This is a genomic window from Streptomyces sp. NPDC002564 (assembly GCF_042889645.1).
Taxonomy (GTDB): Bacteria; Actinomycetota; Actinomycetes; order Streptomycetales; family Streptomycetaceae; genus Streptomyces.
In genome coordinates this window covers 32,230-46,084 of the sequence record NZ_JBIARE010000003.1, presented here as the reverse complement: position 1 = coordinate 46,084, position 13,855 = coordinate 32,230, and the positions used below count along the sequence as shown (strand labels likewise).

Sequence of the window (13,855 nt, the reverse complement as noted above, 5' to 3'; positions counted from 1 at the left end):
GCCCGAACCCGCGATCCAGGCAAAGTCGCAGGTCAGAGCCGATTGTCAGTGGCGTGCTCCACGATGTGCACATACGGCCACTGCGCCGTCACACGACGACAGGAGGTTCGTCATGGCCAGCACTTCCGCAGCAGCCGCCCGTCGGCACCGCGCCGTCGGCCCTGCTTCCGCGCTGACCGGCCCGGCGAGCGATGTCCACCCCGTCCTGCGCCGCGCCACGGCCCCGCCGGCCGCACTCGAACTGCTCGCCCAGGCCCACGCCGGCATCGACGAGGCCGCCCGCCTGGACACTCCGAACGAGCGCTATGCCACCGCCCACCTCGCCGCCCTGCGCACCGCCGCCGCCGTGCTGGCCGCGCGCGGCCGCCCCGAGACCACACCGCGCCGCAGGCAGCGCATCCGCAGCGCCTGGGAGGTCCTGCCCGAGATAGCGCCCGAACTGACCGAGTGGAGCGCCCTGTTCGCCTCCGGTGCCGCCCGCAGGGCCCGTGCCGAGGCCGGCATCGAGGGTGCCGCCACCACCCGCGCCGCCGACGACCTGCTGCGCGACGTCGCGATGTTCCTCCGTATCGTCGAGCGGATGCTGGTGCTCCAGCCCGTCCTGCCGCAGCCCCGGCAGGAGTCCGACGACGCGGGCGGGGAGCCGCCGGACGCGGGCTGACCGGCGCGTCCGCGCCTCGGGACGGGTGACCGGGGCACGGTGCGCCAGGCAATAGGGTGGGGGTATTCGCACCCCACGCGCCGAGGAGTCAACTGCCGTGTCGGACCCGATGCGCCCGCCCTCCCACCAGCACGCTCAGCAGGCGTCGCAGCGGTCCGACCCCCCTCGTCCGCGCGCCGCCCTGCGGACCGCCGTGGTCTGGGACGTCCTCAAGGACGCCCTCGACCGCCGCGTCCAGGACGCCGGCCGCGAGGCACGCACCGGGCTCGACGTGCTCGACACCGGAGGCGGCAGCGGCAACTTCGCGGTGCCCGTCGCCCGCCTCGGCCACCGCGTCACCGTCGTCGACCCCAGCCCGAACGCGCTCTTCGCGCTGGAGCGCCGGGCCGCCGAGGCCGGTGTCGAGGACCGGGTGCGCGGTGTCCAGGGCGACGTGCTCGGCCTCTTCGACGTCGTCGAGCGCGGCGGCTTCGACGCGGTCCTGTGCCACGGCGTCCTGGAGTACGTGGACGACCCGGCCCAGGGCGTGCGCCAGGCCGTCGAGGCACTGCGCCCCGCCGGCATCCTCAGCCTGCTCGGCGCGGGCCTGGGCGGCGCGGTGCTCGCGCGCGCCCTCGCCGGACACTTCACGGAGGCGCAGACCGCGCTCACCGACCCGGCGGGCCGCTGGGGCGCGGGCGACCCCGTGCCGCGCCGCTTCACCGCAGAGCAGCTCACCGAGCTGGTCGAGGCCGCGGGCGTGCGGGTCGACGCCGTGCACGGCGTCCGGGTCTTCGCCGACCTGGTCCCCGGCGTCCTGGTGGACACCGAGCCGGGTGCCCTGGAAGCCCTCCTCAAGCTGGAGGCCGCCGCCGCCGAGCTGCCCGCCTTCCACTCCGTGGCGACCCAGCTGCACGTGCTCGGCGAGGCCCGGGGGACCACCGGGGCCTGAGGTGCCGGTGCGGCTGAGCTGCTGATCAGGCGCGCAGCCGCACATGGAGTACGCCACAGGCCCCCCGAACGGGCTATGGGCGCCGTATGATCGAGGCACACCGTTCTGCATGACGGTTCGGCCGCTGGGGAATGCACGCTTCAGCGAGCCGGAGCGGCTGAAGGTCCGGTTTGGCGAAGTTGGCGTAGAGGGGCGGGTTTCACGGGGGCGATTCCCTGCCTATCCTGAAGGGGACCCCCGGTCGCCCCGGCGACTGCACGATGAGGAGGACTCCGTGCCGCTCTCGGAGCACGAGCAGCGCATGCTCGAGCAGATGGAGCGAGCGCTGTACGCCGAAGATCCCAAGTTCGCGACAGCGCTTGAGGGAAGCGGGCTGCGTACGTACACCCGGAAGCGGGTCTACCAAGCGGTCGCGGGCTTCCTGGTGGGTATCGCCCTTCTCATGGCCGGAATGGTCGCCCAGCAGATCTGGATCAGCGTGGTGGGCTTCCTCGTCATGCTGGGCTGCGCGGTGCTCGCCGTCACCGGTTGGCGCAAGGCGCCGAAGCCGGGCGAACAGGCCTCGGGCGCGGCCGCCGCGCCAGGTGGGGCCACGGCCCGTCGGCAGACAAGGCAGCGCCGCTCCGTCATGGACCGCATCGAGCAGCGGTGGCAGCGCCGCCGCGACGAACAGCAGGGCGGTCAGTGAGCGCGTCGGTCCACGACTGACCGAACAAACGTATGCATGTGTGAGGGGTGACCACCCAAGGGGCGGTCACCCCTCAGACGTATCGGTGGAGGGCCAGTAGAGGCGACGGACCGACGCGCTGTGGCTCGGCCCCGGACAACCGGACGGCCCCCGGGGCTCGGCCCCGGACGACTGGATGGCACCGGTGGCTCGGCCCCGGACAACCGGACCGCCCCCGGGGCTCGGCCCCGGACGACTGGATGGCACCGGTGGCTCGGCCCCGGACAACCGGGCCGCCCCGGGGCGCGGCCCCGCACAAACCGGGACCGCCCAGCCCCCGTGGCAGCCCGCTCAGCCCTGCTGCCCGGCCCGCCGCGGCAGCTTCCGCGTCAGTGCCGACCACCGCGCGCCCACCCACGCGCCGCAGCGGGCGCCGAGGGCCGACCAGCGGTCCGAGACCGCCCACACCACCCGCGCGGCCGAACGCGGCGCGAGGAGCACCCGCAGCCGTGCGGCCTGCCCCAGCGGGGCGCCGAGACCGTCCCTGATCCGCCGCACGTCCTCGGCCAGACCCGTCGCGGGCTGCGGGCGCGGGGCGTACAGCACCTGCTCCACCGCGGCCGCCACCCGGTGGACGGCCTCCGCGGGCCCCCCGGTCAGCCGGCCGGCGCGGACGATCCGCGCGGCCGCCTTCCGCGGGGTCTGTGACTCGTCCGGCGCAATGCCGTGGTCCCAGGCCGTATCCGTCACCTCGAGCCATGCGGCCAGCGTCCGCGTGGCCGCGTCCGCCCCGGTCCTGCCGCCCGCGCCCAGCCGGGCCGCCCGCACCCTGGTCCGCCACAGCAGCGGCAGCAGGGGCAGCGCGAGGACGGCCAGCGCCGCGAGCGAGATTCCCGCGATCGTCCCGATGGGCGGTCCCGTACCGCCGGAACCGGTCGCGACCTGCGGGGCCGCGCTCTGGCAGCCGCCCTGCTTGCGCACGTCGGGCGGGCAGGAGTCCGACGCGGAGGGCGCCGTGGACGGCTCGGAGGAGGTCGCGGGCTCCGGGGTGTCCGGGTCGCTCACGCCACCGGAGGGGACGTCGGAGCGGGTGTAGTCGGGCGGGGTGCCGCGGCTGGGCGTCGGCTCGAAGCGGGTCCAGCCCACGCCCTCGAAGTACAGCTCGGGCCAGGCGTGCGCGTCGCGCAGGCCCACCGACATCGTGCCGTCGCCCTGCGCGGTGCCCGGGGTGAAGCCCACCGCGACGCGGGCGGGAATCCCCAGCGTGCGCGCCATGGAGGCCATCGCGAAGGAGAAGTGGACGCAGAAGCCCTCCTTCTGCTTCAGGAACCGCTCGATCGCCGAGGGCCCGCTGCCCGCCCGCACCTGGGTGTTGTAGGTGAAGCCGCCGTCCGAGGCGAAGTAGTCCTGGAGCTTGACCGCCTGCTCGTAGGCGTTCGCGGAGCCCTTGGTGACCTGGCGTGCGGTGTCGGCGACCATCCCGGGCAGGGAGTCCGGCACCTTGGTGAACTCGCGCCGCAGATCGTCGGGCGGGGCGGGCGCGGCCGCGAGCTGCTGCGCGGTGGGCTCCACGACCAGGCTCTTGACCTGGTACATCGAGCCCCGGGTGGTCTGGCCCCGGTCGCCGACGAGGGCGCGCCCCACCGGTTCGAACCGCCAGCGGCCGCCGATCTTCACCTGGCTGGCGGGGAACGGCATGGGCAGCCAGTTCTGCGCGTAGCTGTCGGAGGCCGAGAGGTTCGTCTGGATCTCGGTCCTGCGGACGTCGTCCCGCAGGCCCTCGGGATTCGGCAGCGGCGAGGGCACGTCCTGGATGCGCCGCACGGTCGTCTTCCACGTCGTGCCGTCGAACTTGTCCAGGGAGACGATCCGCAGATACAGGTCGTCGGTGCCCTCGGCGTTCGTGCGGTACGAGATGACCTCGCGGTCGTCCGGCTGGTTCAGGCTGTCCTGGAGCGCGACCAGCGGATTCACCGCGGAGATCGTCCCGCCGTTGCCCGAGCCGTCGCCGCCGGGGCCGCCGGAGCCGTCCAGGAGGCCGCCGTCCAGAGCGGGCAGGGCGAGCGGCACCACCAGGGCGATGCCCAGGGCGACGGCGCCGATGCGCCGCCCGGTGCGGATCGGGGCCAGCGCCCCGCTGTTGCTCTCCAGGCCGCCGGTGACCCGGCCCGGCGCGCGCGCCGCGCCGCCGAACACCCGGCCCCACTGCGAGAGCCGGTCCCGGCCCTCCGCCAGGAGCAGCAGCAGATACCCGGCGGCGGCCAGCAGGAACCACAGCCAGCCCGCGCCGCCCTCGGAGAGCCCGGCGGCGACGGAGTACAGGGCCAGCAGCGGAAGGCCCGCGGGCGCCGCCGTGCGGAAGGTGACCGCCAGCGCGTCCACCGCGAGGCCGATCACCAGGACGCCGCCGACCAGCATCAGCCGGATGCCGTCGCTGAGCGGCGCCGGGATCATGTACTGGCCGACGTCGTTGCCGCCGGCCTCCAGGAGGAGGCCGAAGCGGCGGAACACCTCGGGGCCCGGCACGATCCCCGCGAGCGCCTGCTCGCGGGCGAAGACCAGCGTCAGCAGGAGCAGTGACACCAGCGCCTGCACCGCCACGGTGAGCAGCCGGGCCAGCGGCACCCGCCGGGTGAGCGCGCCCACGCCGCTCTGCAGCACGAGCAGGATCGCCGCCTGCAGGAACCACGTGGCGGGCTCCACGAGGGGCAGCAGCGCGCCGGAAGCCATCAGGGTGGCGGCGGTGGCACATACCGCGAGCCGTGCGCGTCCGCTCATGCCCAACCCCCGGTCGTCGTGCCCGCGGCGGGCGCCGGGCCCGCGCTGGTGCGGGCGTGGTCCGCCTGGCGCCACAGATCCGTCAGACTCGCCCCCGGCGGCACCGCCAGGGCCGTCCAGCCCGCCTCGCGGAGCATCCGCACCCGCTCCTCGCCGGCGGCGGACGGCACCGCGCCCGGGCCCTGCGCCCAGGCCGTGCCGTCGAGGACAAAGGCGACCGCGGAGCCGCTGCGCTGCCGCATCTTGGCGACCACCGCCGCCTGCTCCTCCTCCAGGTCGCCGAGGAAGGCGACGAGGAGCCCCTCATTGCCGCCGCGCAGCACGTCGTAGGCCAGGGAGAGACCGGCGCCGTCCGAGTGGTCGATCACCGCGAGGGTGTCCATCATCAGCCCGGCCGCGTCCGCCGACTCCTGGCTCGCGCCCGCGAAGCCGTCCGACCCCTCGCCCGGCACGGAGGTGCCCGTGTCGGTCAACAGCCGCACCGAGAAGCCCCGTTCGAGCATGTGGACCAGGGCGGACGCGGTGCCCGACACCGCCCACTCGAAGGCCGAGTCCGGGCCCGCGCCCCGGAAGCCGACGCCCCGGGTGTCCAGGAGCACCGTGCAGCGGGCCCGCTGCGGCTGCTCCTCGCGGCGCACCATCAGCTCGCCGTAGCGCGCGGTGGAGCGCCAGTGCACCCGGCGCAGGTCGTCGCCGTGGCGGTAGCCGCGCGGGATGACGTCGTCCTCGCCGGCCAGTGCGAGCGAGCGGTTGCGCCCGTCGCCGTACCCCTTGGCCTCGCCCGTGAGCCGCACCGGGGGCAGCGCCTCCACGCGCGGGATGACCGTCAGGGTGTCGTACGTCGAGAAGGAGCGCGTCAGCTCGCACATCCCGAACGGGTCCGTCAGGCGCAGCTGCAGGGGGCCCAGCGGATAGCGGCCGCGCAGGTCGGAGCGGACCCGGTAGGACACCTCGCGCCGCCCGCCCGCCTCGACGCGGTCCAGCACGAAGCGGGGCCGCGGCCCGAGCACGTAGGGCACCCGGTCCTGGAGCATCAGCAGGCCGGTGGGCAGCCGCGAGACGTTGTCCATGCGCAGGTGGACGCGGGCCTCGGAACCGGCGGGCACGCGCGCGGGGGAGAGCCTGCGGCTGCCCGCGACGCGGTAGCGCGTGCGGAACAGCACGACGGCGCACACCAGCGGCAGCACGGCGAGCAGCAGCCCGACGCGCAGCAGGTCGCTCTGGCCCAGGACGTAGGCGCAGATGGCGGCGGCGACACCGGCCGCCAGGAAGGAACGGCCGCGGGTGGTCAGGCCCGCGAGGGCCGTGCGCAGCCCGCCCTTGTCGTCCTCGGCGGGGTCCGCCGGCGTCCCCCCGGACGCCATCACAGCCTCCGGCTGCCGGGCGGCTGCTGGTTGAAGAAGGTGCCGGTGCCCGGCGGGGTGGCCGCGGGCACCGGGGTGCGCTGCAGGATCTCCTGGACGACGGACTCGGCCGTACGGCGGTTCAACTGGGCCTGTGCGGTGGGCAGCAGGCGGTGCGCGAGGACCGCGACGGCCAGTGCCTGCACGTCGTCCGGCAGGGCGAACTCGCGGCCGCTGAGCGCGGCCGACGCCTTGGCGGCGCGCAGCAGGTGCAGCGTCGCGCGCGGGGACGCGCCGAGTCTGAGGTCGGGGTGGTTGCGGGTGGCGGAGACCAGGTCCACCGCGTACCGCCGCACGGGGTCGGCGACGTGGACCGTGCGCACGGCGTCGATCAGCTTCACGATCTCGTGCGCGTGCGCCACCGGCTGGAGGTCGTCCAGGGGCGAGACGCCGCCGTGGACGTCGAGCATCTGCAGCTCGGCCTCCGGGGCCGGATAGCCGATGGAGACGCGCGCCATGAAGCGGTCGCGCTGCGCCTCGGGCAGCGGGTAGGTGCCCTCCATCTCGACGGGGTTCTGGGTGGCCACCACCATGAAGGGGCTGGGCAGTTCGTAGGTCTGTCCGTCGATGGTGACCTGGCGCTCCTCCATGGACTCCAGGAGCGCGGACTGCGTCTTCGGAGAGGCGCGGTTGATCTCGTCGCCGATCACGATCTGCGCGAAGATCGCACCCGGCTTGAACTCGAAGTCCCTGCGCTGCTGGTCGAAGATGGACACACCGGTGATGTCCGACGGCAGCAGGTCCGGTGTGAACTGGATGCGGCGCACCGAGCAGTCGATGGACCGTGCGAGCGCCTTGGCGAGCATGGTCTTGCCCACGCCCGGCACATCCTCGATGAGCAGGTGCCCCTCCGCCAGGAGCACAGTCAGCGAAAGCCGTACGACCTCTGGCTTGCCCTCGATCACACCCTCGACCGACCTGCGGACACGCTCCGCGGTGGTCGTCAGATCCGTGAGGCTCGCTCGATCTTCATAGGTCGTCACCCGGCCCTCCTCGGCCCTTCCCCCAGCTCTTGAGGAGCAGGGAATACCCCTAATTCCGGGCCGCCACGCAAGTGCGCGACCCGGTGCACCCCGAATTCACGGCCTCACGCGCGAATGCTTCCGCGTGAGGCCACCCCCGCATTGTTGTTGGGCATACCGGGTCGTGTCACTCGCCTGTGGATAACTGGCGCCGATTTGTCGGGTCTTGCGGACCTTTGTCGGTCACGCAGGGTCGATCTCCCGCAGCAGGCCCGTCTTCACGTCGAACACGAATCCGCGGACGTCGTCGGTGTGCAGCAGGAACGGCGAGGTCCGGACGCGCTGCATCGACTGCCGCACGTCCTGGTCGACGTCGCGGAAGGCCTCCACCGCCCAGGACGGACGCTGGCCCACCTCCATCTCCAGGTCGTGCCGGAACTCCTCGGTGAGGGACTCCAGACCGCAGTTGGAGTGGTGGATCAGCACCACGCTGCGGGTGCCGAGCGCGCGCTGGCTGATGGTCAGGGAGCGGATGACGTCGTCCGTGACCACACCGCCCGCGTTGCGGATGGTGTGGCAGTCGCCCAGTTCGAGGCCGAGCGCCTCGTGCAGGTCCAGGCGGGCGTCCATACAGGCGACGACGGCGACGTGCAGGACGGGACGGGCGTCCATGCCGGGGTCGGTGAAGCGGGAGGCGTACGTGCCGTTCGCCGCGACGAGGCGGTCGGTGACCGTACCGACGGCTATGTCGCCGTTCGGCTCGGCGGGGCTGCTGTCCGGGGAGGCTGCGGAAGTCGACATAGACACGACGTTAATGGCCGCCGATCACCCGCACCCGCTGTGAGGAGGGACAAAGAACGTCAAAGACTCTTGTTGTGAGCTAACCCACAGGGGGACGAAGATACGCCCGAACGGGTGACGGTGCCGGATCCACACCCCCGTCGACGACCCGTCCGCGACGCGCAGGCCGGTTGATTGACCGGGCGACACCGTGGACTAAAGTGACGCGAAGCGGGAGACCTGACCTGCTCCCCACCGGACCGCACATCCCGGGGATTCCCCGAATCCCCACCACGTGCGCGGCGCGTACGTACGGCTCGGCCTCCTCCCGCTCCCGGTCGGCTGACGCCACTTCCCCGGCGCCGGCAGTCCCTTCCCCTTCACGGAGCGGGCGGGGACCCGGCGGTGCGTACGCACGCCGCGCCGGACCTGAGAGGGCCCCTTGAGCGACAACAGCCGACACGTCCCGGTGATGCTCCAGCGGTGCCTGGACATGTTGGCCCCCGCGCTCGCCGAGCCGGGCGCCGTCGTCGTCGACTGCACCCTGGGCCTCGGCGGACACAGCGAGGCCCTGCTCGCCACCTTCCCCTCGGCCCGCCTCGTCGCCCTGGACCGCGACAAGGAGGCACTGCGCCTCTCCGGCGAGCGCCTCGCCCCCTTCGGCGACCGCGCCACCCTGGTGCACGCGGTCTACGACGAACTCCCCGAGGTCCTCGAGCGGCTCGGCATCCCGCGCGTCCAGGGCGTCCTCTTCGACCTCGGCGTCTCCTCCATGCAACTGGACGAGGCCGACCGCGGATTCGCGTACGCCCAGGACGCCCCCCTCGACATGCGCATGGACCAGACGACCGGCATCAGCGCGGCCGAGGTCCTCAACACCTACGCGCCCGGCGAGCTGGTCCGCATCCTGCGGGCCTACGGCGAGGAGAAGCAGGCCAAGCGCATCGTCGGCGCCGTCGTGCGCGAGCGCGAGAAGGAGCCGTTCAGCAACAGCGCGCGGCTCGTCGAGCTCATCCGCGACGCGCTGCCGCAGGCCGCCAAGCGCACCGGCGGAAACCCCGCCAAGCGCACCTTCCAGGCGCTGCGCATCGAGGTCAACGGCGAGCTGAGCGTCCTGGAGCGGGCCGTCCCCGCGGCCGTCAAGGCGCTCGCCGTCGGCGGCCGGATCGCCGTCCTGTCGTACCAGTCGCTGGAGGACCGCCTGGTCAAGCAGGTCCTCGCGGCCGGCGCCGCGACGACCGCGCCGGCCGGGCTGCCCGTCGTCCCCGAGCGCTACCAGCCGCGGCTCAAGCTTCTGACCCGCGGTGCCGAACTCCCCACCGAGGAAGAGGTCGCCGAGAACCGCAGGGCGGCCCCGGCCCGACTGCGCGGCGCGCAGCGCGTCCGCGAAGACGTGGGGTGACCTCCCGGAGCGCCCCGGCCCCCGGACCCCGTCCGCCGAGCAGAATTCGCTGATCAGCAGTCCGCGAGGAGGAGCTCCATGAGCAAGAAGCCCGAGCTGCGGGGGAGGGCCGCCCGCCTCGCCCGGCTGCTGCCCCAGGGCCCGAGCCAGGCCGCGCGCACCCCCTTCGTCCTCCTGGTCGTGCTGCTCCTGGGCGGCGGCCTGATCACCCTGCTCATCCTGAACTCCTCGCTCAACGAAGGCTCGTTCCAGCTGAGCGAGCTGAAGAAGGAGACCAAGGAGCTCACCGAGGAGGAGCAGGAGCTCCAGCGCGACGTGGACGGCTACGCCGCGCCCGACGCGCTCCGCAGGCGCGCCGACGAACTCGGCATGGTCCCCGGCGGCGACCCGGCCTTCCTCGACCCCGACGGCACCGTGCGCGGCGTGCCCGGCACCGCCGCCCGCCCCACCGGCCTGCAGAACCCCGCCCCGCGCCCGCAGGAGGTGGCGTCCCCCGCGGCCACCGTCTCCGTCCCGGCCGCGCCCCCCGCCGCGCCCCGGGTCCCCGCCGACCCGGCGGCCACCGGCCAGACCCCCGCCCCACCGGCGCCCACGCAGTCCGTCCCCACGACGACCTCCGGCAGGTGAGCAAGTGTCCGACAGGGAACCCCCGCGGCGCCGGGTACCAGGACCCGCGAGGCCCAGCCGCCCCGCGCGGCCCGGCGCGCCCCGCCGCCCGGCACAGGGCGGCCGCCCCGCCACCCGCCGCCCCGCCGCCCAGGCGAAGGGCAAGACCCGCACGATCCGCCTGGGCAGCCCCCGGCCGCGCCTGCGCATGGTCAGCCTCGGCCTGACGCTGGTCATGCTGGCCTTCGTCGTACGGCTGCTGCAGGTCCAGGCGGTCGACGCCAACGCCTACGCGGCCAAGGCGGAGAAGAACCGCTACTTCACGCACACCCTGGCCGCCGAGCGCGGGCGCATCACCGACCGCGGCGGCGTCGAACTCGCCGCCAGCGTGGACGCGTACGACATCACGGCCGACCCCACGCTGTTCACGCCCAAGGAGATGAAGACCAAGGACGCGCCCGAGCAGGCCGCCGCGCTCCTGGCCCCCATCCTCGACAAGGACGTCGCCGAGCTCACCGAGAAGCTCAAGACGCCCAGGACGCGCTACGTCCTGCTCGCCCGCCGCCAGACCCCCCAGGTGTGGAAGCAGATCAAGGACCTGCGCGGCGCGCTCGCCGAGAAGGCGGGCACCGACCCGAGCTCCCCGAACGTGCTGGCCGGTGTCCTGGCCGACCCGAGCAGCAAGCGGATCTATCCGAACGCCGACCTGGCCGCCGGGATACTGGGCTGGGTCAACGCCGACGGCAAGGGCGGCGGCGGCGTGGAGCAGCAGCTCGACAAGAAGCTCGCGGGCGAGGACGGCAAGATCCGCTACGCCCAGTCCGGCGGCCGCCAGGTGCCGACCGCGGGCTCCACGGAGACCCCCGCCGTGCCCGGCTCCGACGTCGAGCTCACCATCGACCGCGACATCCAGTGGGCCGCGCAGAACGCGATCACCGAGCAGGTCAAGGAGTCCAGGGCCGACCGCGGCTACGTGATGGTGCAGGACACCAGGACCGGCGAGGTCCTCGCGATGGCCAACGCACCCGGCTTTGACCCCAACGACCTCACGCAGGCCAGCGGCGCCGCCCTCGGCAACGCGGCCCTCCAGGACGCCTTCGAGCCCGGCTCCACCGCCAAGGTCATGTCGATGGCCGCCGTCCTGGAGGAGGAGGCGGCCACCCCCGGCACCCATGTGACGGTGCCCAACCGGCTGCACCGCGGCGACCGGCTCTTCCAGGACGACATCGACCACCCGACCTGGCACCTGACGCTCAACGGCGTCCTCGCCAAGTCCTCGAACATCGGCACGATCCTCGCCACCGGCGAGCTGGGCAAGACGCAGAAGGAGGCCAACGAGACCCTCTACCGCTATCTGCGCAAGTTCGGCATCGGCAAGGAGACCGGGCTCGGCTTCCCCGGCGAGACCTCCGGCATCCTCGCGCCCGCCGCCAAGTGGTCCACCTCGCAGCAGTTCACGATCCCCTTCGGCCAGGGCGTCTCCATCAACGCCATGCAGGCCGCCTCGGTCTACTCGACCATCGCCAACGGCGGCGTCCGCATCGAGCCCACCCTGGTGCGCGGCACCAAGGGCGCCGACGGCCGCTTCAAGCCCGCGCCCAAGCCGAAGAAGAGCCGGGTCGTCAGCGACAGGACGGCCCGCACGGTCGCCCGGATGCTGGAGTCCGTCGTCGACGACGAGGAGGGCACCGGCACCAAGGCCCGCATCCCCGGCTACCGGGTCGCGGGCAAGACCGGTACGGCCAACCGGGTCGATCCCGCCACCGGCCGGTACAAGGGCTACACCTCCTCCTTCGCCGGGTTCGCGCCCGCCGACAAGCCGCGCATCACCGTCTACTGCGCGATCCAGAACGCCACCAAGGGCAGCTACTTCGGCGGCCAGATCTGCGGCCCCATCTACAAGGAGGTCATGGAGTTCGCCCTCAAGACGCTCCAAGTCCCGCCCACCGGCAGCGGCCCGGCCCGCCTCCCGGTGACCTTCACGCCCTGAGACCCACCAGGAACAGCCCGTGACAACCATCACGCCCGGCTCGGGGAACCACCCCTCGCCACGCCCCTCACTTCGCTCCGAGAGGGGTAGGCCCGGTACGCTCACCGCCGTGCCACACGCTGATCAGTCCCAAACCACCCAGAAGGGCGTTCCCGTGACCTATCCGGGACCGCCGCGGCCGGCCCAGGTCTCCCCGACCTCGCTGACGGAGCTCGCAGGCCAGCTGGGCGTCGCCGTCGAAGGCGACGCGGAGATCACGGGCATCACCCACGACTCGCGTGCGGTGCGCCCCGGCGACATCTACGCCGCCCTGCCCGGCGCCCGGCTGCACGGCGCCGACTTCGTCGCCCAGGCCGCCGACCTCGGCGCCGCCGCCGTGCTCACCGACCCGACCGGCGCCGAGCGCGCGGCCGGCACCGGCCTGCCCGTCCTGGTCGTCGCCGACCCGCGCGGCAGCATGGGCGAGCTGGCGGCGACGGTCTACGGCCACCCCGGCCGCGACCTGCTCCAGATCGGCATCACCGGCACCTCCGGCAAGACGACGACCGCCTACCTCATCGAGGGCGGGCTCAAGGGCGTCCGGTCGACCGGCCTGATCGGCACGGTCGAGATGCGCATCGGCGACGAGCGCATCAAGTCGGAGCGCACCACCCCCGAAGCCACCGATCTGCAGGCGCTGTTCGCGGTCATGCGCGAGCGCGGCGTCGAAGCGGTCGCCATGGAGGTCTCCAGCCACGCCCTGGTGCTCGGGCGGGTGGACGGCTGCGTCTTCGACGTCGCCGTCTTCAACAACCTCAGCCCGGAGCACATGGAGTTCCACTCCGGCATGGAGGACTACTTCCAGGCCAAGGCGCAGCTGTTCACGCAGCGGCGCTCGCGGCTCGGCGTGGTCAACTTCGACGACGAGTACGGCCGCCGGCTCATCACCGAGTCGGAGGTGCCCGTCACCACCTTCTCCGCCGAGGGCCACCCCGACGCCGACTGGCGTGCCGAGGACGTCGAGGTCGGACCGCTCGACTCGACCTTCGTCGCGGTCGGCCCCAAGGGCGAGCGGATCACCGCCACGTCGCCGCTCGCGGGCCCCTTCAACGTCGCCAACACCCTCGCCGCGATCGTCGCGCTGGCCGTCGCGGGCATCGACCCGCAGCAGGCCGCCGACGGCGTCGCGGCCGTGCCGGGCGTCCCCGGCCGCCTGGAGCGCATCGACGCGGGCCAGCCCTACCTGGCCGTCGTCGACTACGCCCACAAGACGGACGCCGTCGAATCGGTCCTGCGCGCGCTGCGCAAGGTCACCGAGGGCCGGCTGCACATCGTGCTCGGCTGCGGCGGCGACCGGGACAAGACCAAGCGGATGCCGATGGGCGCGGCCGCGGCCCGCCTCGCCGACACCGCGGTCCTCACCTCCGACAACCCCCGTGGCGAGGACCCCCTCGCGATCCTCGCCACGATGCTCGCGGGCGCCGCCGAGGTGCCGGCCCACGAGCGCGGCGACGTCGCCGTCTTCGAGGACCGGGCCGCCGCCATCCGCGCGGCCGTCGTCCGGGCCGAACCGGGCGACACCGTCCTCGTCGCGGGCAAGGGCCACGAGCAGGGACAGGACATCGCCGGGGTGGTGCGTCCCTTCGACGACCGCCAGGTGCTTCGCGAAGCTATCCAGCAAACCCAGGGATGAAGT

The 13,855-nt window shown here is 73.5% G+C and carries 11 protein-coding genes; 7 read left to right on the top strand and 4 right to left on the bottom strand.

Going from position 1 to position 13,855, the window contains the following annotated elements; all coding sequences use genetic code 11:
- The first annotated feature begins 112 nt into the window (after nt 1-112).
- The 3 genes from ACFYXE_RS11760 (at nt 113) to ACFYXE_RS11750 (ending at nt 2,280) form a co-directional block, all read left to right on the top strand.
- The gene (locus ACFYXE_RS11760) at nt 113-661 is read left to right on the top strand and encodes an SAV_6107 family HEPN domain-containing protein (RefSeq protein WP_389311517.1); all 549 of its coding nucleotides are present in this window, start codon (nt 113-115) and stop codon (nt 659-661) included.
- A gap of 109 nt (nt 662-770) precedes the next feature.
- Complete coding sequence (locus ACFYXE_RS11755) at nt 771-1,592, top strand: methyltransferase (protein WP_361181204.1); 822 nt, start codon at nt 771-773, stop codon at nt 1,590-1,592.
- A 274-nt stretch (nt 1,593-1,866) separates the two neighbouring features.
- Nucleotides 1,867-2,280, top strand: coding sequence for a DUF3040 domain-containing protein (locus tag ACFYXE_RS11750; RefSeq protein ID WP_361181199.1), 414 nt, complete (start codon nt 1,867-1,869; stop codon nt 2,278-2,280).
- Between the two features lie 330 nt (nt 2,281-2,610).
- Here ACFYXE_RS11750 and ACFYXE_RS11745 read toward each other — a convergent pair whose 3' ends face one another.
- The 4 genes from ACFYXE_RS11745 to ACFYXE_RS11730 all read right to left on the bottom strand — a co-directional run bounded on the left by ACFYXE_RS11745 (nt 2,611) and on the right by ACFYXE_RS11730 (nt 8,203).
- Nucleotides 2,611-5,037: a DUF3488 and DUF4129 domain-containing transglutaminase family protein gene (locus ACFYXE_RS11745; RefSeq protein ID WP_389311515.1), complete on the bottom strand. Its 2,427-nt coding sequence runs from the start codon at nt 5,035-5,037 to the stop codon at nt 2,611-2,613.
- Entirely contained in the window at nt 5,034-6,401 is a 1,368-nt protein-coding gene (locus ACFYXE_RS11740) for a DUF58 domain-containing protein (protein ID WP_389311513.1), read from the bottom strand. The genes ACFYXE_RS11745 and ACFYXE_RS11740 overlap by 4 nt, the downstream gene beginning before the upstream one ends.
- On the bottom strand, nt 6,401-7,423 hold the full coding sequence (locus tag ACFYXE_RS11735) for a MoxR family ATPase (RefSeq protein ID WP_361173026.1): 1,023 nt from the start codon (nt 7,421-7,423) through the stop codon (nt 6,401-6,403). The genes ACFYXE_RS11740 and ACFYXE_RS11735 overlap by 1 nt, the downstream gene beginning before the upstream one ends.
- 222 nt (nt 7,424-7,645) lie before the next feature.
- On the bottom strand, nt 7,646-8,203 hold the full coding sequence (locus ACFYXE_RS11730) for a carbonic anhydrase (protein ID WP_361173028.1): 558 nt from the start codon (nt 8,201-8,203) through the stop codon (nt 7,646-7,648).
- A gap of 421 nt (nt 8,204-8,624) precedes the next feature.
- On the opposite strand from ACFYXE_RS11730, the gene rsmH reads away from it, so the two are divergent.
- The 4 genes from rsmH to ACFYXE_RS11710 all read left to right on the top strand — a co-directional run bounded on the left by rsmH (nt 8,625) and on the right by ACFYXE_RS11710 (nt 13,852).
- Nucleotides 8,625-9,584 carry a 16S rRNA (cytosine(1402)-N(4))-methyltransferase RsmH gene (gene rsmH, locus ACFYXE_RS11725; protein ID WP_361173031.1) on the top strand — a complete coding sequence of 320 codons (960 nt, stop codon included), beginning with the start codon at nt 8,625-8,627 and terminating at the stop codon, nt 9,582-9,584.
- Between the two features lie 78 nt (nt 9,585-9,662).
- Nucleotides 9,663-10,211, top strand: a complete 549-nt coding sequence (locus tag ACFYXE_RS11720) for a hypothetical protein (RefSeq protein WP_389311510.1) — start codon at nt 9,663-9,665, stop codon at nt 10,209-10,211.
- Between the two features lie 4 nt (nt 10,212-10,215).
- Nucleotides 10,216-12,180, top strand: coding sequence for a penicillin-binding transpeptidase domain-containing protein (locus ACFYXE_RS11715; RefSeq protein WP_389311508.1), 1,965 nt, complete (start codon nt 10,216-10,218; stop codon nt 12,178-12,180).
- Between the two features lie 19 nt (nt 12,181-12,199).
- Nucleotides 12,200-13,852 carry a UDP-N-acetylmuramoyl-L-alanyl-D-glutamate--2,6-diaminopimelate ligase gene (locus tag ACFYXE_RS11710; RefSeq protein ID WP_361173040.1) on the top strand — a complete coding sequence of 551 codons (1,653 nt, stop codon included), beginning with the start codon at nt 12,200-12,202 and terminating at the stop codon, nt 13,850-13,852.
- Nucleotides 13,853-13,855: the final 3 nt, after the last annotated feature.

Excerpts from the sequence above, each read along its gene's own strand:
- ACFYXE_RS11755 (WP_361181204.1), top strand. The coding sequence starts at position 771 with ATGCGCCCGCCCTCCCACCAGCACGCTCAGCAGGCGTCGCAGCGGTCC.
- ACFYXE_RS11740 (WP_389311513.1), bottom strand. The coding sequence starts at position 6,401 with ATGGCGTCCGGGGGGACGCCGGCGGACCCCGCCGAGGACGACAAGGGC.
- ACFYXE_RS11760 (WP_389311517.1), top strand. The coding sequence starts at position 113 with ATGGCCAGCACTTCCGCAGCAGCCGCCCGTCGGCACCGCGCCGTCGGC.
- ACFYXE_RS11730 (WP_361173028.1), bottom strand. The coding sequence starts at position 8,203 with ATGTCGACTTCCGCAGCCTCCCCGGACAGCAGCCCCGCCGAGCCGAAC.
- ACFYXE_RS11745 (WP_389311515.1), bottom strand. The coding sequence starts at position 5,037 with ATGAGCGGACGCGCACGGCTCGCGGTATGTGCCACCGCCGCCACCCTG.
- ACFYXE_RS11720 (WP_389311510.1), top strand. The coding sequence starts at position 9,663 with ATGAGCAAGAAGCCCGAGCTGCGGGGGAGGGCCGCCCGCCTCGCCCGG.